This window comes from Nocardia sp. SSK8 (assembly GCF_037034205.1).
Lineage (GTDB): Bacteria > Actinomycetota > Actinomycetes > Mycobacteriales > Mycobacteriaceae > Nocardia.
On the sequence record NZ_JBAGKD010000004.1, the window covers coordinates 194,834 to 215,135 of the forward strand.

The window sequence follows — 20,302 nt, forward strand, 5'->3', positions numbered from 1 at the left end:
CTATTTTACCGCCGCGGCGCGACAGGACCGAACCCGGCGCCGCCGGGTGTGAGCGTGGTTACTCTCGTGCCATGACTACCGATCTTCTCGGCCGCACTGCCCTTGTCACCGGAGCCAGCCGCGGCATCGGCCTGGCCACCGCCGCCGAACTGCTGCGCCGCGGCGCGAATGTGCTGATCACCGCCCGTAAGCCGGAGCCGCTCGAGGACGCGGCCGTCGAGCTGCGCGCACTCGGCCACAAGGGCCAGGTGAGCACCCTGGCGGGCAACGCGGGCGACGCCGACGCGCGCGCCGAGGCGGTGGCCCGGGCCGTCACCGAGTTCGGCTCCCTCGACATCCTGATCAACAACACCGGTATCAACCCCGTCTACGGCTCGCTCATGGACGCCGACCTGGGCGCGGTCAGCAAGATCTTCGACGTGAACGTGGTGGCGGCGCTGGGCTATGTGCAGCAGGCCTACCGCGCGTGGATGGCCGAGCACGGCGGCGCGGTGGTGAACGTGGCCAGCGTGGCGGGCATCCGTTCCTCGGGCGTGATCTCGGCCTACGGCGCGTCCAAGTCGGCGCTGATCCGGCTCACCGAGGAGCTGGCCTGGCAGCTGGGCCCGAACATCCGCGTCAACGCGGTGGCGCCGGGCGTGGTGAAGACCAAGTTCGCCGACGCCCTGTTCTCCGCCGACGAGGAGCGCGCCGCGAGCGCGTACCCGCTCAAGCGGCTGGGTGCCCCGGAGGACGTGGCGCGCCTGATCGCCTTCCTGGTCTCCGACGAGTCCGCCTGGATCACCGGCGACTGCGTGCGCGTCGACGGCGGACTGCTCGCCACCGGCGGCATCTGACCCCAGACGCGACCTCCCCCGCGCACGCCTTGGTGCCGGGGGGAACGCGAGGGGCGGCACCGACCACCGGTCGCCGCCCCCTCATCGTCGCGGAATGCCCGGGCTTACGGTCCCGCCACGAGGCCGTGAGCAGTCCGCACCCGCTGCCGCCGCCGGGAATGCCGATGAGCTGGCGGACTCAGTCCGTGGACTCCCGGCCGCCGGTGGCCCGGGTGAGCTCGGCGTCCGCGCGGGCGTTCTCCTCGGCGCGGGCGGCTTCGGCCCTGGCCTCCTCCGCGCGGGCCAGCGGGTCGACCACCACGATCTCCTCGACGCTTGGCCTGCCCGTCACCCCGAGCGGGTCGTGGACCGGGAGCGCGCGCCCGCCCTCGTCCAGGCCGAAGCGGTCGTGCAGGCGGCGCAGGAAGTCCGGGGCGTACCAGTTGGCGTCGCCGAGCAGCTTCATCGCCGCGGGCAGCAGGAAGCCGCGCACCAGGGTGGCGTCGACGATCACCGCGAGCGGCAGGCCGATGCCGAAGGCCTTCATGAAGGTGATGTCGGAGGCCAGGAAGCCCAGGAAGACCAGCGAGATCAGGATGGCCGCGGCGGTGACGATGCGCCCGATCCGCTCCAGCCCCAGCGCCACCGCGGTCTCGTTCTTACCGGTGCGGTCGTACTCCTCGCGGATCCGCGAGAGCAGGAACACCTGGTAGTCCATCGCCAGGCCGAACGCGGCGGCGAACAGCATCACCGGCACGGTGGCCGACAGATCCCCGGTGACGGTGAAACCGAGCAGCCCGGACAGGTGCCCGTCCTGGAAGATCCAGACCAGCGCGCCGAAGGTCGCCGTGAGACTCAGCGCGCTCAGGATCACCGCCAGCACGGGCAGCACCACGCTGCCGGTGAGCAGGAACAGCACGATCAGCATGAGCACGATGACGAAGGTCAGCGCCCACGGCAGCGCGTCCTCGATGGCGGCGATGGAGTCGACATTGGCCGCGGCCACGCCGCCGACCAGCAGTTCGCTCGACACCGGCACCGCGCGCACCTGCTCGACCAGCGCGGCCAGCGCGTGCGAATCGCCGGTGGCGGGCACGATCGACAGGTAGGCCGCGCGTTCGGCGCGGAAGCGCGCGTTGAGCGCCGTTGGCTCGGCCAGCAGCCCGCCCTGGGCGTAGCTGCCGGTGGCGGTGTCGACGCGGCGCACGTCGTCGAGGTCGGAGATCTCGCGGGCGAGCGCGTCCAGACCGGCGGCGCTGTAGGCGCTGTCGGGCAGCACCGCGACGAGGGTGTGCTGGTCGCTGTCGCTGAAATCGCGCTGGATGATCTCGGTGACCTGCCGGGAGGTCATCGACGCGGGCAGCGTCCGCTCGTCCGGGAAGCCGAGCTTCACGCCGAGGAACGGCGCGCCCAGCAGCAGCAGGAACGCGGCCACGGCCAGGCCGATCGGCAGCGGCTTACGCATCACGGCGGTGGCCAGCTTGTGCCAGGCGCCCTCGCCGGGCGCCGGGCGCGGGCTGCGCAGGAACCACCAGCCGAGCTGGCCCTTGTCCACCCGGCCGCCGAGCAACAGCAGGGTGGCGGGCAGCACCGTCAGCGCGACGAGCGCGGCCAGCGCGGCCACGGCGATACCCGCGTACCCCATGGACCGGATGGCCAGCAGCGGGAAGAACAGCAGCCCGGCCAGCGCGACCGCGACGGTGAGCGCGGAGAAGGCGACGGTGCGGCCCGCAGTGCGCATGGTGGTGGCCACCGCACCGGCCGGTCCGCGTCCGGCGGCCAGTTCGTCGCGGAACCGGTTGACGATCAGCAGGCTGTAGTCGATGGCCAGGCCGAGCCCGAGCAGGGTCGCCACATTGGTGGCGGTGACCGAGAGCGGGATGATCAGCGTCAGCAACCACAGCGCGCCCATGGTCAGCACCACGGTGACGACGGCGACCAGCAGCGGCAGACTCGCGGCGACCAGTCCGCCGAAGACGAACAGCAGCGCGATCATGGTGAGCGGGAAGGCGATCGCCTCGCCGCGGGCGATATCGGTCTTGCTCTGCAGCACGGTCTCGTGCATGAGCATGGCGAACCCGCCGACCCGGACCGTCAGCGGACCTTCCAGCCTGCTGAGGTCATTGGTGATCTCGGTGACGGTGTCGTCGATCTCGCGTTCGGTGCCGAGCACGCTGGCCACGATCAAGCCCTGTTTGCCGTCGACGCTGCGCAGCGCGGGCTGGTGGGTGGTCCAGTAGGACACCACATCGGTGACGCCGCCGCGCTCGCGCAGGTTGGCGACCAATGCCGTTGCCGCGGAGATGGTTTCGGGATCGTCGACCGAGGTTTCGGTCTGCACCAGCAGGACCAGGTTGGGCGAACCCTGCCCGAATTCCTCCCGCAGCACGGTGAGCGCCCGGCTGGACTCGCTGCCGGGGTCGGTGTACCCGCCGCCGTCCACCCGGTCGAACAGGGTGGCGCTGAGTGCGCCGAGCACCAGCGCGAGCACCGCGAATACGCCGAGCACCCAGCGGCTGCGCCGCTCGGTGAATTCGAACACCGGATCGTCTCCCTCACTCGTCACCCGCTGTCGCGGTACGGACCTCGCCGGCATCCGATCCCGTTGCGGGGCGGCGTGTTCGCCCGGCGATGGTAGCAACTCCGCGGCGTTCCCGCGGCCGCTCACGGCCGCCGTCCCGGCACCTCCTGGGCTACCGCCCAGTTAGCCCGAGCACCGAGGTCGCGACGGTGCGGCGCAGGCGCGGGGGCACCGCCGCGAAGACCGCGCGCATGGCGGCGGTGGTGCCCGCCAGATCGTGGCCGGACAGGTAGGCGCGCTGGTGCCGCGCGGGCAGGGCGAAGAAGGCGTCGAAGAACACCGGGACCTCGGCCGGGGCGAGGGCGAGCAGGGCACGCAATCCCGCCCGGCGCAGCGCCAGGACCGCGCGGGCCTGGGTGGTCCACAGGGTGTTTCCGGCGGCGACGGTGTCGGCGGCCGACAGCGAGGCGGCGACGCTGTACCCCGTGGCGGGGTGGGTCAGGGCGCCCGCGGCGCCGAAGCGGCCGCCGCCGGAACGGCCGCCCTGCACGGGGAACCGCACCCGCTCCACCGGTTCGGTGCCGGTCAGGGTGATGCCCCTGGCACGCAGCCGCTGGGTCAGCCGGGCACGCAGGACCGCCGGGGTGAGCGCTGGGCGGCCCGCCAGGCAGGTCTCCTCGAACAGCAGGGTGCCGGGGCCGAGCGGGACCGCGTACAGGAACGAGGGCGGCTCGTCCGGGCCCGCGCCGTTGTCGCGGCGCCAGTCCATGAACAGCACCGGCTGCCCCGGTTCCAGCGCGGCCCGGTCGACGATCACGCCGTAGGCGGTCTGCTCGGCCCGCTCCGGCGCCCGGGCCAGGCCGCGCGCGTCGACCACCTGCCCGGTGCAACGCAGCCCGGACGCGGTGGTGACCACGTCCTGCCCCACCTCGATCGCCGTGTCGGCCAGCACGCGGGCACCGTCGAGCGTCAGCGATCGCTGGAGCGCGGCGGTGTCGAACACCTGGTACGTCCGCTCGATCCGGTGCTCGCGCAGCGCCCAGGCGGTGGGGGCCTCGACCGTCGCCGCGATCACCGTGGGGTCGAGCCACGCGGGCAGCTCGTCGGCCCAGGCGGCGTAGGTGGGTGTCCAGACGCGGTCCGGGCGCGAATCGATGACCGTCACCGGGCGGCCCGCGGCCAGCGCGCGGTGGGCGACGGCCCGGCCCGCCGGGCCGAGTCCGCAGACGATCAGATCGGCACGCACCCGACGATTGGATCAGATGTCACGAATTCCAGCACCGTCGCATCACGGCCCCGCACCATTTCGATGCCGTGCGCTCGACCCTCGCCGGTAACTCGGTAATGATGGGGTGCATGAGATCGATCTGGAAGGGCTCGATCGCATTCGGGCTGGTCAACGTCCCGGTCAAGGTCTACACCGCGACCGAGGACCATGACATCCGGTTCCATCAGGTCCACGCCAAGGACGGCGGTCGGATCAAATACGACCGTGTCTGCCAGGTGTGCGGCAATTCCGTGCAGTACGCCGATATCGACAAGGCGTATGTGGCGCCCGACGGCGAACAGGTGGTGCTCACCGACGCCGATTTCGCCACCCTGCCCGCCGCGGAGAAACACGAGATCCCGGTGCTGGAATTCGTGCCGTCGGACCAGATCGACCCGGTCCTGTTCGACAAGAGCTACTACCTCGAACCGGATTCCACCACGCCCAAGGCCTATCAATTGCTGGCGGCGACGCTGGAACGCATCGACAAGACCGCCCTGGTGCATTTCACGCTGCGCCAGAAGACCCGGCTCGCGGCCCTGCGCGTGCGCGACGGCGTCCTCGTGTTGCAGACACTGCTGTGGCCCGACGAGGTGCGCGCGGTCGATTTCCCCGCGCTCGACGAGGCGCCCGCGCCGCGCCCGCAGGAATTGAAGATGGCCGAGACCCTGGTGGAATCGATGTCCGGGGATTTCGATCCGGGCGAATACACCGACGAATATCAGATCGAGCTGCAGAAACTGCTCGACGAGGCCATCGCGAGCGGCTCGGGCAAGGTCGACACCAGCGCCGCCACCGAATCCGCCGAACAGCCCGACGCCGAGGTGGTCGACCTGGTCGCCGCGCTCCAGCGCAGCCTGGAGGCCAGCGGCCGCCGCGAGGGTGAATCGGCCGCGCCGAAGAAAGCGGCGAAGAAGACCGCGAAGAAAGCCGCCGCCAAGAAGACCGCCGCGAAGAAGGCCGCGCCGCGCAAGTCGACGGCGACCCGCAAGGGCGCCTAGGTAGGGCACACTGGCGCTCATGGACACCGCGATCGCTGTCGTTCCGATGGGATTGGGACATCTGCGTCAAGTCCTCGATCTCGGCCACCAGGTCTTCGACACCACGACCAAGCCGTATACGTCGTGGTCGCTGACCGCGGTCGCCGAGCATCTCGACAGCCCCGACAACGCCTGCTGGGTCGCGCTGGACTCGGATCGGGTGGTCGGTTTCGTGCTCGGCTCGATGGAGTTCGAGCACCGTAACGACTGGGGCTATCTGGAGTGGATCGCGGTCGCGCCGGATATGCAGGGCCACGGCATCGCCCGCAGGCTGGTCGATGTGTGTTCCACGGCGCTGTTCGCCCGCGGCGCCAAGCACATCGTCACCGATGTCGAGGACCGCAACAGTGCCTCGGCCGCCCTGATGACCAGCAGCGGCTTCGCGCCCGCCGCGACCGTCACGCTGCTGGTCCGCGCCAATCCGCGCAACGCGGGCGAGGACGCCGACCCCACCGTACCGCCCCTGCCCGCGACCACCCGGCGGGATCTGGCCCGGCGCGGCAGGCTGGCCGTGGAGCATCCGCGCCACTGACCGCAAACTAGACGCCCGTCCAGGTTTTGGTGAGTGTTTCGTTCGTCCCGAATCAAACCCTGGCCGCCGTGGGGTCCGCCCGGTTTCGATAGCCGGGTTCATCTTCGGCGAGTTTTCGGGAGTACAAGTGAAATTCCGGCGGGCACTGGCGATCCCGGTCCTGGTCGCGACCGCGGCCCTCACCCTCACCGCGTGCGGCTCCGACGACGCCGAATCCGGCACGGTGGTCCGCATCGGCACCACCGACCGGGACAAGGCCTGGGACGTGTTCGAACAGAAGGCCGCCGAGCAGGGCATCACGCTGAAGATCACCAACTTCTCCGACTACCAGCAGCCCAACGCGGCGCTGGCGCAGAAGCAGATCGACGTCAACCTGTTCCAGCACCTGCAGTTCCTCGGCCAGTACAACGTGGCCAGCTCCGACACCCTCACCCCGATCGGCTCGACCTACATCGTGCCGCTGGGTCTGTACTCCACGAAACACAAGACCCTGGCCGACATCCCCGCGGGCGGCGAGATCGCGATCCCCAACGATCCGACCAACCAGGCCCGCGCGCTGTTCGTGCTGCAGGCCGCCGGGCTGCTGAAGCTCACCGGCACCTCCGCCCAGCCGACCCCGGCCGATATCGACAAGGGCGCCTCCAAGATCCGGGTCACCCCGGTCGACGCCGCGCAGACCGCGCTGTCGCTGGCCTCGGTGGACGGGTCGATCATCAACAACACCTTCCTCGAGCGCTCCGGGATCGACCCGCATTCGGCGCTCTACCAGGACGATCCGAAGAGCCCCGGCGCCGAGCCGTACATCAATGTGATCGTCACCAGGGCCGAGGACAAGGCGAACCCGACCTATCTGAAGCTCGTCGAGATCTGGAAGGACCCGGCCGTGGCCGCCGCGCACGCCGAGGTCACCGGGAACACCGCCGTCGACGTGACCCGTCCGCCCGCGGAGCTCGCGGCGATTCTCGACCGGGTGCAGCAGGGCATCCGCGCGAACAAGTGAGCGCGGCCGCCGTCGAGTTCCGCGCGGTCACCAAGGTCTTCGGCACGGGTGCCCAACGGCACACCGCGCTCGACGGCATCGACCTGCGGATCGAACCGGGCGAGATCTTCGGGGTGATCGGCTATTCCGGGGCGGGCAAGTCCACCCTGGTGCGGCTGATCAACGCGCTGGAGAAGCCGACCTCGGGCACGATCACCCTCTCCGGCACCCCCATCACCGGGGTGCCGGAGTCGGCGGTGCGCCGCCTGCGCCGCGATATCGGCATGGTGTTCCAGCAGTTCAACCTGTTCCGGTCGCGCACGGCCGCGGGCAATATCGAGTATCCGCTGAAGGTCGCGGGCTGGAAACGGGCCGAGCGCAAGGCCCGGGTGGCCGAGCTGCTGGAGTTCGTGGGGCTCACCGACAAGGCGCGCGCCTATCCCGATCAGCTCTCCGGCGGGCAGAAGCAGCGGGTGGGCATCGCCCGCGCGCTGGCGACCTCGCCCTCGCTGCTGCTCGCCGACGAGGCGACCTCGGCGCTGGACCCGGAGACCACCGGCGAGGTGCTGCGGCTGCTGCGCAAAATCAATACCGAGCTCGGCGTGACCATCGTGGTGATCACCCACGAGATGGATGTGCTGCGCGCGGTCGCCGACCGGGTGGCGGTGCTGGCCGAGGGCCGCATCGTCGAATTGGCCGCCACCTTCGACGTGTTCGCCGCGCCGCGGGCCGCGCCGACCCGGTCGTTCGTGGCCACGGTCCTGCACAACCGGCCCGATCCGGCCGAGCTGGACCGGCTGCGTGCGCGACACGGCGGCACGCTCGTCACGGTGGATGTCGACGATCACTCCGCCATCGGCGACGCCCTGGCCACCGCGAGCGCGGCCGGAGTGCGGTTCGAGATCGTCTACGGCGGGGTGAGCACCCTGCAGGACAAGACCTTCGGCAGCATCACGCTGTCGCTGCACGGGCCGGATGACGCGGTGGCGCGGGTCGTGGCCGACCTCGCGCGGAAGGCGGGCTGATGGACACCGACTGGACGAAACTGCGGCCGATCCTGCTCGAATCCATCGGCACCACCGTCTATCTGGTGGGCGTGACCTTCGTGGTCGCGGGGGTGATCGGCCTGGTGCTGGGTACCGCGCTCTACACCACCCGCAAGGGCGGGCTGCTGGCGAACGCGCCGATCTACCTGGCCTTGAATGTGCTGGTGAACGTGGTGCGGCCGATCCCGTTCATCATCCTGCTGGCCGCGCTGGGCCCGGTGACGCTCGAGGTGGTCGGCACGACCATCGGCGCGGAGGCGGCGCTGTTCGTGATGATCGTGGCGGCGTCGTTCGGCATCGCCCGGATCGTGGAGCAGAACCTGGTGACGGTGGACCCGGGGGTCATCGAGGCGGCGCGGGCCGCCGGTGCGGGGCCGCTGCGGATCATCCTCACCCTGCTGATCCCGGAAGCGCTCGGGCCGCTGATCCTGGGCTACACCTTCGTGGTGATCTCGATCGTGGACATCTCCGCCATGGCGGGCACGGTCGGTGGTGGCGGGCTCGGCGATTTCGCGATCGTCTACGGGTATCAGCGATTCCAGTGGGAGGTGACGCTGGTCGCGGTGCTGATCATCATCGCCGGAGTGCAGGCGGTGCAGTTCCTCGGCAACTGGCTGGCGCGCCGGGTCCTGCGCCGCTGACCCGACGGGGCACGCACCGCGACGGTGCGTGCCCCGCTGCTCACGCGTCGATCAGACGTTCGCCGTGCAGGCGGACAGGATGACGTTCGCGGCGCGCGGCGAGGCCGAACCCGGGTCCGGGAACGGCGGGGCGCTGAAGCCCAGCACGTCCACGGCGGCCCGCTCGGCGGCACCCAGGGTGTGGTCCCAGGCCCAGCCGAAGCGGTAGTCCGCGCCCTGGGCGACAGCGCCACAGGCATTGCGGAACTCGACGACGATCTGGCAGTCCCACACGCCGCACTCGGCCAGGGCGGCCCCGCGCGCGGCTTCCCAGCTGCCGTAGTTGACCGCCGAGGCGACCACGGCTTCCTGCGAGGACAGCGCCAGCGCGCCGTAGAGGTCACCGGCGGCGGCCTGGAAGCCACCGTCGCGCGAGACCGCGGTGTAGCCGGGCGCTTCGGCGATGGCGACACCGCTCTCGGCCGCGGCGGCCGGACCGGCGGTGACCACGGTGAACGCGGCGGCCGCGGACAGCGCGGCCACACCGAGGGCGTACTTGCCCACAACAGACATCAGAGAATCTCCCCATCGAAAGGTCGGCTTCGCGGTCGAAGCCGGGACTCATCATGAACCGCCACCGGCCACCCGGGAAATAGCTTTCCCGCATCGCCCGGCGACCGCCCGGCGAAACCCACCTCGCCCCGGACTCGTCCCGGGCACCAGCGGATTTCGTACTTTTCCGACGCCCGTTTCCTCCCGAATCCGTGCGTCGGCCACAGACTAACAACCCGCACCGACAGAGTGCGTGCCCTGGAATCCAGGGGCCGACACGACGCCCGCCGGGATCGGGCCGGGCCGGTCGTCGCCTATCGTCGGCCCGAGACCGACTCGCGGATGGCCCACAGGCAGGAGCGACGATGACGCCTATCTCCCGGTTCCGCGCACCGGAACTGCCGTGGTGGGCGGCGATCCCGCTCGGACTCGCCTGTCTGGCACTGGGTCTCGTGCTGGTCGGCAAGCCGCTCACCTCGGTCGGGCTGCTGGCGGTGTTCCTCGGGGTGGCCGCGATCCTCACCGGCCTCGCCGATCTGCTCGACGCCGCCCGCTCGCAGACCCCCCGCACCACGGCGCTGCTCGGGGCGCTGTGGGTGGTGTTCGGCGTGGTGGTGCTGGTCGCGCTGGGGCGCTCGATCGAGTTGCTGGCGCCCGCGTTCGGGGTGGCGTTGCTGGTGGGCGGCGGGCTGCGGCTGGTGCGCGCGGTGCGCGGCAGCGTGGATCAGCGGCTGGCCGCGGGGATCTTCGCGGTGGCCGAGATCGTGCTCGGGGTGCTGGCGCTGCGCTGGCTCGATCTGACGCTGCTCGCGCTCGCGCTGCTGTTCGGCTTGCGCACGGTGGTTTTCGGGGTGGCGCTGCTGATCGACGGTGTCGCCCGGGCGCTGGGCCGGACGCGGTCCGAGCCCCGGCCGCCGGGCGGGCTCGCCCGGTTCGGGCGGGTGGTGGTGGCGGTGATCGCGCTGGTGGTGGCGGTCGCGGCGGCCGGTGTCGGCGCGCATGTGCGGCAGGGGTCGCCGGTCGTCGACGCCTTCTACGACGCGCCCGCCGAGCTGCCCAGCGGGCCGGGTGTGCTGGTGCGTGCCGAGCCGTTCACCCGGGGCATCCCCGAGTCGGCGGTGGCCTGGCGGATTCTCTACACCACCACGCGCGACGACGGATCACCCACGCTGGCCAGCGGACTCGTCATGGTGCCCGCGGGGCCCGCGCAGGCACCGCACCCCGTGATCGCCTGGGCGCACGGCACCACCGGTTACGCCCGGCCGTGCGCGCCGACACTCGCCGCCGATCCGCTCGGGTCCGGCGCGCTGCCCGCCCGCACGGCACTGCTCGCGCAGGGCTGGGCGCTGGTGGCCACCGACTACGCGGGTCTCGGGACGGCGGGCGCGCAGCCGTATCTGATCGGCCGGGGCGAGGCGCGGTCGGTGCTCGACGCGGTGCGCGCGGCACGCGGTCTGGACCGGGCGCGGCTCGCGGACGAGACCGTGGTCTGGGGGCATTCGCAGGGCGGGCACGCCGCGCTGTGGACCGGGCTGCTCGCCCCCAGCTACGCGCCCGACGCGCACGTCCTCGGGGTCGCGGCCATGGCACCGGCCGCCGACATCATCGGGCTCACCCGGCATCTGCCCGACGTGACCGGCGGCAGCCTCTTCGCCTCGTTCGTCGCCGCCGCCTACACCGATACCTATCCCGAGGTCGACTTCGATACCTACATCACCCCGCAGGCCCGGACCCTGGTGCGCGAGATGGCGACCCGCTGCCTGGCCGACCCGAGCACCGTCGCCTTCGTCGTGTCGGCCCTGTCCATCGCGCACGACCGCTCGATCTTCCGCACCGACCCCACCACCGGCCCGTTCGGCGCCCACCTCACCGCCAATATCCCCACCGGCCCGATGAGCGTCCCGGTCCTGCTGGCCCAGGGCGCCACCGATCCCCTGGTCGAGGCGAGCATCCAGGACACCTACGCCGCCGCCCGCTGCACCGAGGACTGGAACCTCGACTACCGCCGCTACCCCGACCGCGACCACCTCTCCCTGGTCGCCGACGACTCCCCCTTGATCCCCGACCTCATCACCTGGACCACTCAGCGATTCACCGGCACTCCCCCCACTTCCACCTGCTGACCCACCAGCTCCGCCCGCGCCCGCATCAACGCGAACCCCAGCAGATTCGCCCCCCGCCACTGCCCCGGATCGGCCGCCCGCGGATCATCGGCCGCCAGCCCGATCCCCCAGATCCGGTCCCGCGGACTGGCTTCGACCAGCACCCGATCACCGGTACCGAGCAGATAGCGCCGCAACCGCGCATCGCCACCGAACTTGGCGACATTGCCCGCCACCACGATCCCGAACCGCTCCCGCTCCCACACCCCCTCGTCGAACCCCCCGATCTCCCGCCCCAGCTTCTTGGCCTCGGCCGGATGCGCCACCGCCAGCACCCGTTCCGCCGTAGCCCCATCCCCGAACAACACGGCCTTACGCCACATCATGTAATGCTCGGCCGTCGCGAATTCCACCCCATCCACGACGAACGCCGCAGGCCACCACTGACTCAAACACCCCGAACCGACACTCCCGTCCCGCTGCGGCCGATGCCCCCAGAACGCCAGATACTTCGGCCGCCCACCACCCGCGACCACCCGGCACAACTCCTCGACAGACTCGATCATCCCAACCCCTCCACGTTTTGGTCACACAGACCATACACCGAATCGACGCCACTCCCCAGCCAATTCACCCCGGACGCACCATCGCTCGCACCGCACGAAGCTCCGGAATCCCGATGACGTGGGCCGCGAGGACGAACACCAGCACCGCCGCGACGGCACCGGCGGCGGGAGCGGCGAACTGCTCGATCGCGGCCGCCGTCACTGTGACCCGGGTCGCGACGAGCGCACCGAGGCCAGCCAGACCGGCCAGACCGGTGGCCGCGGCGACCCGGCCGACAGTGACCGCGACAGTGGCGAATCCGAGCAGCCCGTGGCGGCGCCGCAACAGGACGTGCCCGGTGACGGCACCGGCCACATAGGCGAGCGACCCGGCGACACCGAGCATGACGATCACGGCCCGGTCCCCCAGCACGGTCGCGGCCAGCACGAGAATGCCGACCTTCACCGTCACCATGACGAGGTTGAGGATCGCGGGCGTGCGGGTGTCGTGGTAGGCGTACAACACCCGCATCTGCAACATCACCAGCGCGAACGGCGCCAGGCCGAAGGCCGAGCACGCCACCGCGGTGCCGATCAGCGCGGCCGAGTCCGCCTCGACCCGCCCGGTGAAGACCAGCGCCGTGAACGCCGGGCCGAGCAGGCTCATGGCCATGGTCATCGGGATCAGCGCCACCGACAGATACCGCGCACCCCGGGCGAGATCGGCCACCACCGCGGCCTGGTCTCCTGCCGCGGCGGCACGGGAGATGCGTGGCATCAGCACGGTCAGCACGGAGGCGGCCAGGATGCCGTACGGGACCTGGAACAGCAGTTCGGCATAGGTGTATACGGAGACACCACCGTGATCGAAGGCGATGCGCATCGTGATGGCGACCCCGACCTGACTGATCACCGCGTAGACCAGCAGCCACCCCAGCACCGGCAGCCCGACCCGCACCGGACGCCAGGTATACGGCAGCGGCCGCACCCGCCAGCTCCAGCGGAAACCGTCCCGCCGCAACGCCACCACGACCCAGACCGCCTGCCCGGCGATCCCAGCCGTCGTACCGATTCCGAGCGTCAGGATCTGCGCGGTGGTCATCGACGCGGGCGTGAGCGTGACCGGACCGGGAAGCACCACGAACATCGCGCACGTGGCCAGCACGATCACATTGTTGACCACCGGCGCCCACGCCGCGGCGGCGAAACTGTCGCGCACATTGAGCACCGCGCCCACCACGACGGTCACGCCGTAGCAGAAGATCTGCGGTAACAGCAGATACGCCAGCCAGGTCGCCAACCGCCGCTGCTCACCGTCGGCGACGAATCCGCGCACGATCCACGGCGCGCACGCCACCGCCAGCACGGTGACCACGGCCAGTGCGAGCACGCTCGCGATCAGGAGGCGCTGGGTGAACTCCCGCGAGCGTTTCCGGCCGCGGCTGCGAGCCCTGGTCAGCACGGGAACGACCACACTGGCCAGCACGGTGCCCAGCAGCAGTTCGTAGACCATGTTCGGCAGGTTGTTGGCGCCGTTGTACGCGTCCCCGACGGCCGCGGTCCCCAGCACGGCCGCCACCACGAGCGTGCGCACGAACCCGGTCGCGCGGCTGATCACTCCGGCCACCGCGACAGAGCCACCGGACCGGATCAGGCCGGGTGGGCCTCCTTGCCCGCGTACGCCTTTCCACGTCACCGGGGTGACGGCACGCCGGGGGCTGCGCCGCACCGGCAGTGGTTGGGTAGCGAAACTGCCGTAGTCGTTCACGTCGCCCCTCCGACCGAAATTCGTGAACTCTCAGCCTACGGATGACGGCGTGGTCAGGCCGTGGGGAACAGATGCTGGGCCTGGGTCCAGAAGGTGTGGAGGTCTTGTTGCCAGTAGCCCCAGGAGTGGGTGCCCGTGGGGCGGAAGTCGAAGGTGGCGGGGATGGCGAGGGTGGTGAGGCGGGTGTGGAGTTGGTGGGTGCACTGGGCGGTGATGGCGTCGAGGACGCCGCCGATGAGGAGCTGGTCGGCCAGTGTCGTGGGGTCGCCGCCGATGTGGGGGCCGTCGAGGGTGTCGAGGGGGCCGGGGAGGCCGTTGCCGGTGCTCACGTAGAGGCCGACGCCGCGTAGGCGTTCGGCGTGCAGGTAGGGGTCGTTGGCGGTCCAGGCGGGGTCGCCGGGGGCGCCCCAGAGGTTCGCGCGGTCGCCGTGGTGTGCGGTGACGATCGCCGAGACCATGGCCTGGCCCGCGGGATCGCTGGTGCGGACGCAGCCGCTGAAGGACCCGGCGAGCCGGAACCGTTGTGGGAGTTCCTGAGCCATGCGGAACACCGCCGAACTCGACATCGAGACCCCGGCCACCGCGTCGCGGCCGGTGCCGTGGAAGGCGGCATCGATGATCGGCGGCAGTTCGGTGGTCAGGAAGGTCAGCCAGCGCTGAGTTCCCAGGGCCGGGTCGTCGGACTGCCAGTCGGCGTAGAAGCTGCCCGCCCCGCCGATCGGCATGACCACGGTCGCCTGGGCCGCGGCGAGCAGTTCGAGGACATCGGTACGGGTGAACCAGTTGCCGCCGGACCGCCAGTTGGCGGTGTCGGCACCCCCGTCGACACCGTTGAGCAGATACAGCGTTCCGGCGGGCGCGTCGGGATCGGCGGCGGGCCGCACAGCCACGGTGATCTCCCGGCCCATCGCCGCCGAGAACACCGTCAGCTCGAGCACCCGGCCGGGCCCGGTGGCGGTGGCGGCCACCACCCGCGACCCGTCCGGCGCGGGCGCCGCCGCGAGCACCCGGTCCGGCACCGGCTCCGGAACCGCCTGCGCCACACCGGCGACGACCAGCGTCACGGCCGCCAGCCAGCACATCAGTACGCCCCGCACACCGCCACCTTCCTGTTCCGGTGACGCCGAATCTAGGCCGAGCGCGCCCCACCCAGGCCCGGTGCGGGACACCTCTGGGCATCCGACCGCGTCCGCCGTGTCCCGCTGGGATCGGCCACAACCGACGGCCCGGTGTGGAAACTGCGCGCGATCATCGCCGACCGCAGCTGCCACAGCCCGGAGGCATGGGTGGGATCGAGCCCGGTCAGCTGCGCCACCCGGCGCAACCGGTAGTCGACGGTATTGGTGTGGATGTGCAGCAGCCGCGCGGTGCGCTGGCGGTTCATATTGTTGGCGATGTGCACCCGCAGCGTCTCGTAGAGCTCGGGGTGATTCTCCAACGGCGACAACAGTTCCCCGAGCCGCGCCCGCCCGGGCCCCGGCCGGGTCAGCTGGTATTCCAGCGCCAGGTCGCCGAAGCGGTAGAGCGCGGGCGGGCAGTCCAGCCGCTCCACCATGTCGAGCAGCTCGTGCGCGCGCTGCGCCGCCGCCGGGATCTCGTCGGTGCGCGCGGGAACCAGCGCCGCCATCACATCCACCCGGGCCGCCCGGGACAGCGCCTCGACGAGCGCGTCGAGCTGATCCTCGGCCACCAGCTCGGCGGGCACCAGCAGCGTGCCGCCGTCGACCGACAGCAGCGACAGCGTCTGCTCACCGCAGCGATGCGCCAGCTCGGCCTGCACCCGGCGCAGCTTGCGCCGCGCCACCACCGCGCCGTTGAGCCGCGGGTCGTGCTCGTCGGGATGCTCGCGGATCGACAGCGCCAGCACCGAATACGCCTCGGCGACCGCGATCCCGCACTCGCGGGCCATGGTCAGCGTGGGCTGCCCGGCCAGCAGCGCCGAGGTGAGCGTGTGCACGGCGGTGTGGTGCTCGCCAGCGATATCGCGGTGCTCGCGGATGTAGGCGCGGGTCACCGTCGTACACAGCTGATCGGAAATCGCGGTCACGCGGCGGAATCCGTCGATCAGGTTGCTCGCGTCGGTCGCGGCGACCTCCTCGAACACCGCGTCGAAGGCGAGCTGGAAGCCCTCGTGGAAGGCGTGCAGGATGGTGTCGATCGGCACCCCCTCACGCGCCCAGCCCCCGGCCGCCACGGCGAGCCGGTTCAGCTTCTCGACCTCGTCGCGGCCGTCGAGCAATCCGCCCACGATCTCGAGGCACATCCGCGTGATCGCCGTGACGTCGCCGGAGATCGCGTCACCGGGTAGCGTCCGGCAGGTCGCCACGGTGTCCACGACGTGCCCGACCAGCCGGGGCGTCATCGCCCGGACATCGCGCAGGGGCTGCCACAGCGTGGCTCCGTTCAGTGGGATCGTCATCGTCGACTCCTCCTTCCACACCGGACCGGTGCCACCGGTGGTGGTTCTCCGCCGTAGCGACGGCCCCTGTGATGGCCTACACTGCGGCTTCTTCGTGATCATGACTCTAGGATGAGTGACCGCTCACCTTCTACTCCTCTTTGCACCGAGGTCGACAGATGCCACCGCAAGCCGATAAGCAGCGCAAACGCCCGAAACAGGATCGGGCGAAGGAAACCAGAAGCCACATTCTCGAGGTATCCGCTCAGCTTTTCGGAACCCGCGGTATCGCCAACACCTCGACCAACAAGATCGCCGCCGAGGCGGGCCTGAGCATCGGCACGCTGTACCGGTATTTCACCGATCGCGAGGAGATCGTCAAGGAACTCACCGACAGCATGTTCCTCGAGGTCGAGGAGCGCTACGGCAGGCTGCTGGTGAACTCGGCGGACAAGACCCCGCGCGACGCCGTCGCCGAGGTGATCCGGATCGCGGTCGAGATCCTGGTCGCCAACGGACCGCTGGTGCGCGCGCTGGTCGCCGACCTCCAGTTCTACGGCAGCGGCATCCCCGAATTCGAGCCGCGCCTGCGCATGATCATCAAGCTGTATCTGATCCAGATGCTCGGCCCCACCCGCGGTGTCGACATCGACACCATGGCCTTCATCCTGCTCAACGCGGGCTTCGCCACCGCGCTGCGCTCGGTCGGCATGGAGGACGAGGGCCTGGACCGCGAGGTGGTCATCGATTCCACCGCCGACATGATCGGCATCTGGATCACCTCGGTGGTGGACAACCAGGCCCCGTGACCCGAAAGGGCCCGGATCCCTGCGGATCCGGGCCCTGTCGGTGGTACTACGATCAGCGCGCGTTGGCGGTGCAGATCGCGTCGACGACGTGCGCGCCACTCAGGTTCGCCGAACCGGTGTTGGCCAGCACGGCGGTCGGGGTCAGCTCGCTCAGGGTCTCGTAGGCCGAGCGCTCGGCGTCGGCCCGGGTCGGACCGGAGGCCCAGGCGAGGCCCTGGTTGCTCTGGACGAGCACGCCGCACCCGTTGGCCCAGGTCATGACCTCGTTGCAGTCGGCGAGGTGGCAGTCGGCGATCGCCGCGGCGATGGCGGCGTCGGCGCTGCCCTCGTTCACGCTGATGCCGTAGATGGCCTCGTTGTCGCTCAGCGCGACCGACGCCCACTGGTCGCCCGCGGCACTCGCCGAACCGGCACCGAGCACCGATCCGGCCGCAAGACCGACCGCCACCAGGGCGAGACCGGCCTTACCCATGAAACTCATTCGAAAAATCTCCTCTGAACAGGGATGATGCACCGACACGATAGGCCCGGACCCACGGCGGGTCCAGACCCGATTACCGGGGTGCTCAGCTGGCGTTGGCGGTGCAGATCGTCTCGATCACGCTGCCACCGGCCAGCTGCGACGAGCCGACGTTGACGAGCAGGTTCTGCGGGGTGCCCTCGGTCAGCGCGAGGTAGGCCTGCCGCTCGGCCTCGGCGCGGTCGGCGCCCTTGCCCCAGGCGACGTATTCCTCGTTCTCCACCAGCGCCAGGCAGCCGTTCACCCAGGTGACCTCGATCGCGCAGCCGTCCGCGGCGCACTGCTCCAGCGCGGCGGCCTCGGCCTCTTCGCGCGTCGGGAAGTTGACGGCACGACCGAAGTTCGTCCAGTCCGCGTCCAGCGCCATCGCGCCCCACTGATCGAGCGGCACCGCGTTCGCCGCACCGGCACCGAGAACCGACCCGGCCGCAAGACCGAGCGCCGCCACAGCGAGACCGGCCTTACCCATGAAACTCATTCGTAAACTCTCCTCGTGAAACTATTCCGGGAATCCGGAACCGCTCATTTGATCACCGACTTCGCCCGCGCGCAGGGGGAAATGGCATGAATCACAATGATTTCGGTGCCGCATCACCGCGGTGGTCCCCCGGTGACAACGCACCGCAGGCCCGGATCCACAGCGGGATCCGGGCCTGCGAGAAGAGCGTTGCTAGACCGTGAAGCCGAGGGCGCGCAGCTGTTCGCGGCCGTCCTCGGTGATCTTGTCCGGACCCCACGGCGGCATCCAGACCCAGTTGATCTTCAGGTCCTCGACCAGGCCGCTGCGCACCAGCGCGTTGCGGGACTGGTCCTCGATGACGTCGGTCAGCGGACAGGCCGCCGAGGTGAGCGTCATGTCGAGGGTGGCGATGTTCTCCGCGTCCACGGACATGCCGTAGACCAGGCCGAGGTCGACGACATTGATGCCGAGTTCGGGGTCGACCACATCGCGCATGGCCTCCTCGAGATCCTCCAGGTGCTGAATCTGCTCGGCGGTCAGCTCCACCTCGGGAGCGGCGGCTTCGGTGGCCTCGGCGGCGGGTGTCTCACTCATCACGCTTCCCCATTTCCCATGGCAGGCTTGGCTTCTTCGGCCGAGGCGATCTGCACGACGGCGTCCTTGAACGCCATCCACCCCAGCAGGGCGCACTTCACGCGCGCCGGGTACTTGGCGACACCCGCCAGCGCGATGCCGTCGCCGATCACGTCCTCGTCGCCCTCGACGGTGCCGCGGCTGGAGATCATCTCGCTGTAGGAGTCGACCACCTTCAGCGCCTGCTGCACCGGCAGGCCGATCACCTGATCGGTGAGGATCGAGGTGGCGGCCTGGCTGATCGAGCAGCCCTGGCCGTCGTAGGAGACGTCGGCGACCTCGCCCGCGTCGTCGAGGTGCACGCGCAGGGTCACCTCGTCACCGCAGGTGGGGTTCACGTGGTGCACTTCGGCACCGAAGGGTTCCCGCAGCCCGCGGTGGTGCGGGTGTTTGTAGTGGTCCAGGATCACTTCCTGGTACATCTGCTCCATACGCATGACTTATCCAACCCCGAAGAAGCTCTGGGCCTTCCGCACGGCCTGGACCAGCGCGTCGACCTCGTCGAGGGTGTTGTACGCGGCGAAGGAGGCCCGCGCGGTCGCCGCGACGCCGAAGCGGCGGTGCAGCGGCCAGGCGCAGTGGTGCCCGACCCGGATGGCCACACCCTGGTCGTCGAGGATCTGGCCCACGTCGTGGGCGTGGATCCCGTCGACCACGAACGACACCGCGCCACCGCGGTCCACGTTCTCGGTGGGTCCGATGATCCGCACGCCCTCGATCCCGCGCAGACCATCGAGCGCGGCGCCGGTGAGCGTGTGCTCATGGGCGGCGATCGCGTCCATGCCGAGGTCTTGCAGGTAGCGGACCGCGGCGGCCAGCCCGACGACCTGCGAGGTCATCGGGGTGCCCGCCTCGAAGCGCTGCGGCGGCGGGGCGTAGGTGGTCTCCGCCATGGTGACGGTCGCGATCATCGACCCACCGGTGATGTAGGGCGGGGTCTGCTCGAGCAGCTCCCGGCGCCCGTACAGCCCGCCGACACCCATCGGCCCGAACATCTTGTGCCCGGAGAACGCCGCGAAATCGACATCGAGCGCACGGAAGTCCACCGCCATGTGCGGCACCGACTGGCAGGCGTCGAGCACGACCAGCGCGCCGACTTCCTTGGCCCGGCGCACCAGTTCGGCGAGCGGGGCCACCGCGCCGGTGACATTGGACTGGTGGGTGAACGCCAGAACCTTTGTCGCGGGCGACAGTTCGAGCGAATCCAGGTCGATGCGGCCGTCGTCGGTGATGCCGTACCACTTGAGCGTGGCACCGGTGCGGCGCGCGAGTTCCTGCCACGGAACGAGATTCGCGTGGTGCTCGAGTTCGGTGATCACGATCTCGTCGCCCGGGCCCACCTTGTAGGGGAACCGGTCGTCACCGAAGGCGTTGGCCACCAGGTTCAGCGACTCGGTCGCGTTCTTGGTGAACACGATCTCCCCCGCGTCGGCGCCGACGAAGCGCGCGATGGCGACGCGGGCGTCCTCGTAGGAGTCGGTCGCCTCCTCCGCGAGCTGGTGGGCACCACGGTGCACCGCCGAGTTGCGGGTGAGCAGGAAATCACGCTCGGCGTCGAGCACCTGCAGCGGCCGCTGCGAGGTCGCGCCGGAATCCAGGTACACCAGCGGTTTCCCGTCCCGGACCGTGCGGTTCAGGATCGGGAAGTCGGCCCGGATCCGGGCGACGTCGAGGGCGGGCACCGTGGCGGTCATG

At 70.4% G+C, this 20,302-nt stretch carries 20 protein-coding genes; 8 read left to right on the plus strand and 12 right to left on the minus strand.

Features of this window, described 5'->3' with window-relative positions; all coding sequences use genetic code 11:
- Window positions 1–71 precede the first annotated feature (71 nt).
- Window positions 72–836, plus strand: coding sequence for an SDR family oxidoreductase (locus tag WA675_RS10080; RefSeq protein WP_336083889.1), 765 nt, complete (start codon window positions 72–74; stop codon window positions 834–836).
- A gap of 178 nt (window positions 837–1,014) precedes the next feature.
- Here the strand turns inward: WA675_RS10080 and WA675_RS10085 are convergent, their stop codons facing one another.
- Window positions 1,015–3,381 carry an MMPL family transporter gene (locus WA675_RS10085; protein WP_336083890.1) on the minus strand — a complete coding sequence of 789 codons (2,367 nt, stop codon included), beginning with the start codon at window positions 3,379–3,381 and terminating at the stop codon, window positions 1,015–1,017.
- A gap of 127 nt (window positions 3,382–3,508) precedes the next feature.
- A complete protein-coding gene (locus tag WA675_RS10090; RefSeq protein WP_336083891.1) occupies window positions 3,509–4,582 on the minus strand; it encodes a lycopene cyclase family protein in 1,074 nt (357 codons plus the stop codon).
- A gap of 110 nt (window positions 4,583–4,692) precedes the next feature.
- Here WA675_RS10090 and ku point away from each other — a divergent pair, with 110 nt between their 5' ends.
- The 5 genes from ku to WA675_RS10115 all read left to right on the plus strand — a co-directional run bounded on the left by ku (window position 4,693) and on the right by WA675_RS10115 (window position 8,841).
- Complete coding sequence (gene ku / locus WA675_RS10095; RefSeq protein ID WP_336083893.1) at window positions 4,693–5,604, plus strand: non-homologous end joining protein Ku; 912 nt, start codon at window positions 4,693–4,695, stop codon at window positions 5,602–5,604.
- A gap of 19 nt (window positions 5,605–5,623) precedes the next feature.
- Window positions 5,624–6,175 (plus strand): GNAT family N-acetyltransferase, encoded by a 552-nt coding sequence (locus WA675_RS10100; protein WP_336083895.1) that lies wholly within the window; start codon window positions 5,624–5,626, stop codon window positions 6,173–6,175.
- 127 nt (window positions 6,176–6,302) lie between these two features.
- Entirely contained in the window at window positions 6,303–7,175 is an 873-nt protein-coding gene (locus WA675_RS10105; RefSeq protein WP_442945596.1) for a MetQ/NlpA family ABC transporter substrate-binding protein, read from the plus strand.
- The gene (locus WA675_RS10110) at window positions 7,172–8,179 is read left to right on the plus strand and encodes a methionine ABC transporter ATP-binding protein (RefSeq protein WP_336083897.1); all 1,008 of its coding nucleotides are present in this window, start codon (window positions 7,172–7,174) and stop codon (window positions 8,177–8,179) included. Before WA675_RS10105 ends, WA675_RS10110 begins: the two co-directional genes overlap by 4 nt.
- Window positions 8,179–8,841, plus strand: a complete 663-nt coding sequence (locus tag WA675_RS10115; protein WP_336083899.1) for a methionine ABC transporter permease — start codon at window positions 8,179–8,181, stop codon at window positions 8,839–8,841. The genes WA675_RS10110 and WA675_RS10115 overlap by 1 nt, the downstream gene beginning before the upstream one ends.
- A 51-nt stretch (window positions 8,842–8,892) precedes the next feature.
- Here WA675_RS10115 and WA675_RS10120 read toward each other — a convergent pair whose 3' ends face one another.
- A complete protein-coding gene (locus tag WA675_RS10120) occupies window positions 8,893–9,393 on the minus strand; it encodes a DUF4189 domain-containing protein (RefSeq protein ID WP_336083900.1) in 501 nt (166 codons plus the stop codon).
- A 344-nt stretch (window positions 9,394–9,737) separates the two neighbouring features.
- Between WA675_RS10120 and WA675_RS10125 the strand changes: the two genes are divergently transcribed.
- Entirely contained in the window at window positions 9,738–11,495 is a 1,758-nt protein-coding gene (locus tag WA675_RS10125; protein WP_336083902.1) for a lipase family protein, read from the plus strand.
- Here WA675_RS10125 and WA675_RS10130 read toward each other — a convergent pair.
- The 4 genes from WA675_RS10130 to WA675_RS10145 form a co-directional block, all read right to left on the minus strand.
- Window positions 11,456–12,040, minus strand: coding sequence for an NADAR family protein (locus WA675_RS10130; RefSeq protein WP_336083903.1), 585 nt, complete (start codon window positions 12,038–12,040; stop codon window positions 11,456–11,458). The two genes, WA675_RS10125 and WA675_RS10130, sit on opposite strands and share 40 nt — an antisense overlap.
- A 64-nt stretch (window positions 12,041–12,104) precedes the next feature.
- Window positions 12,105–13,715: a murein biosynthesis integral membrane protein MurJ gene (murJ, locus tag WA675_RS10135; RefSeq protein WP_336084181.1), complete on the minus strand. Its 1,611-nt coding sequence runs from the start codon at window positions 13,713–13,715 to the stop codon at window positions 12,105–12,107.
- A 125-nt stretch (window positions 13,716–13,840) separates the two neighbouring features.
- Window positions 13,841–14,884, minus strand: a complete 1,044-nt coding sequence (locus WA675_RS10140) for an alpha/beta hydrolase (protein WP_336083905.1) — start codon at window positions 14,882–14,884, stop codon at window positions 13,841–13,843.
- Window positions 14,885–14,916: 32 nt separating this feature from the next.
- Window positions 14,917–16,206 carry a PucR family transcriptional regulator gene (locus WA675_RS10145; RefSeq protein WP_336083907.1) on the minus strand — a complete coding sequence of 430 codons (1,290 nt, stop codon included), beginning with the start codon at window positions 16,204–16,206 and terminating at the stop codon, window positions 14,917–14,919.
- Between the two features lie 158 nt (window positions 16,207–16,364).
- Between WA675_RS10145 and WA675_RS10150 the strand changes: the two genes are divergently transcribed.
- Window positions 16,365–16,994 (plus strand): TetR/AcrR family transcriptional regulator, encoded by a 630-nt coding sequence (locus WA675_RS10150; RefSeq protein ID WP_336083909.1) that lies wholly within the window; start codon window positions 16,365–16,367, stop codon window positions 16,992–16,994.
- A gap of 52 nt (window positions 16,995–17,046) precedes the next feature.
- Here WA675_RS10150 and WA675_RS10155 read toward each other — a convergent pair whose 3' ends face one another.
- From WA675_RS10155 to WA675_RS10175, 5 genes are all read right to left on the minus strand, one after another.
- Entirely contained in the window at window positions 17,047–17,475 is a 429-nt protein-coding gene (locus tag WA675_RS10155) for a DUF4189 domain-containing protein (protein ID WP_336083910.1), read from the minus strand.
- 85 nt (window positions 17,476–17,560) lie between these two features.
- Entirely contained in the window at window positions 17,561–17,992 is a 432-nt protein-coding gene (locus WA675_RS10160; protein WP_336083911.1) for a DUF4189 domain-containing protein, read from the minus strand.
- A 192-nt stretch (window positions 17,993–18,184) separates the two neighbouring features.
- Window positions 18,185–18,568: a metal-sulfur cluster assembly factor gene (locus tag WA675_RS10165; RefSeq protein ID WP_336083913.1), complete on the minus strand. Its 384-nt coding sequence runs from the start codon at window positions 18,566–18,568 to the stop codon at window positions 18,185–18,187.
- Window positions 18,568–19,044: a Fe-S cluster assembly sulfur transfer protein SufU gene (gene sufU / locus WA675_RS10170; protein ID WP_278264315.1), complete on the minus strand. Its 477-nt coding sequence runs from the start codon at window positions 19,042–19,044 to the stop codon at window positions 18,568–18,570. Before sufU ends, WA675_RS10165 begins: the two co-directional genes overlap by 1 nt.
- A 3-nt stretch (window positions 19,045–19,047) precedes the next feature.
- Complete coding sequence (locus tag WA675_RS10175) at window positions 19,048–20,301, minus strand: cysteine desulfurase (RefSeq protein WP_336083916.1); 1,254 nt, start codon at window positions 20,299–20,301, stop codon at window positions 19,048–19,050.
- Between the last annotated feature and the right edge of the window lies 1 nt (window position 20,302).

Bases quoted from the DNA above. Each gene is read 5' to 3' on its own strand.
- WA675_RS10130 (WP_336083903.1), bottom strand. From the start codon at position 12,040: ATGATCGAGTCTGTCGAGGAGTTGTGCCGGGTGGTCGCGGGTGGTGGG.
- WA675_RS10100 (WP_336083895.1), top strand. From the start codon at position 5,624: ATGGACACCGCGATCGCTGTCGTTCCGATGGGATTGGGACATCTGCGT.
- sufU (WP_278264315.1), bottom strand. From the start codon at position 19,044: ATGCGTATGGAGCAGATGTACCAGGAAGTGATCCTGGACCACTACAAA.
- WA675_RS10175 (WP_336083916.1), bottom strand. From the start codon at position 20,301: ATGACCGCCACGGTGCCCGCCCTCGACGTCGCCCGGATCCGGGCCGAC.
- WA675_RS10080 (WP_336083889.1), top strand. From the start codon at position 72: ATGACTACCGATCTTCTCGGCCGCACTGCCCTTGTCACCGGAGCCAGC.
- WA675_RS10120 (WP_336083900.1), bottom strand. From the start codon at position 9,393: ATGTCTGTTGTGGGCAAGTACGCCCTCGGTGTGGCCGCGCTGTCCGCG.
- WA675_RS10165 (WP_336083913.1), bottom strand. From the start codon at position 18,568: ATGAGTGAGACACCCGCCGCCGAGGCCACCGAAGCCGCCGCTCCCGAG.
- WA675_RS10115 (WP_336083899.1), top strand. From the start codon at position 8,179: ATGGACACCGACTGGACGAAACTGCGGCCGATCCTGCTCGAATCCATC.
- WA675_RS10125 (WP_336083902.1), top strand. From the start codon at position 9,738: ATGACGCCTATCTCCCGGTTCCGCGCACCGGAACTGCCGTGGTGGGCG.
- WA675_RS10145 (WP_336083907.1), bottom strand. From the start codon at position 16,206: ATGACGATCCCACTGAACGGAGCCACGCTGTGGCAGCCCCTGCGCGAT.
- ku (WP_336083893.1), top strand. From the start codon at position 4,693: ATGAGATCGATCTGGAAGGGCTCGATCGCATTCGGGCTGGTCAACGTC.
- WA675_RS10150 (WP_336083909.1), top strand. From the start codon at position 16,365: ATGCCACCGCAAGCCGATAAGCAGCGCAAACGCCCGAAACAGGATCGG.
- WA675_RS10155 (WP_336083910.1), bottom strand. From the start codon at position 17,475: ATGAGTTTCATGGGTAAGGCCGGTCTCGCCCTGGTGGCGGTCGGTCTT.
- WA675_RS10160 (WP_336083911.1), bottom strand. From the start codon at position 17,992: ATGAGTTTCATGGGTAAGGCCGGTCTCGCTGTGGCGGCGCTCGGTCTT.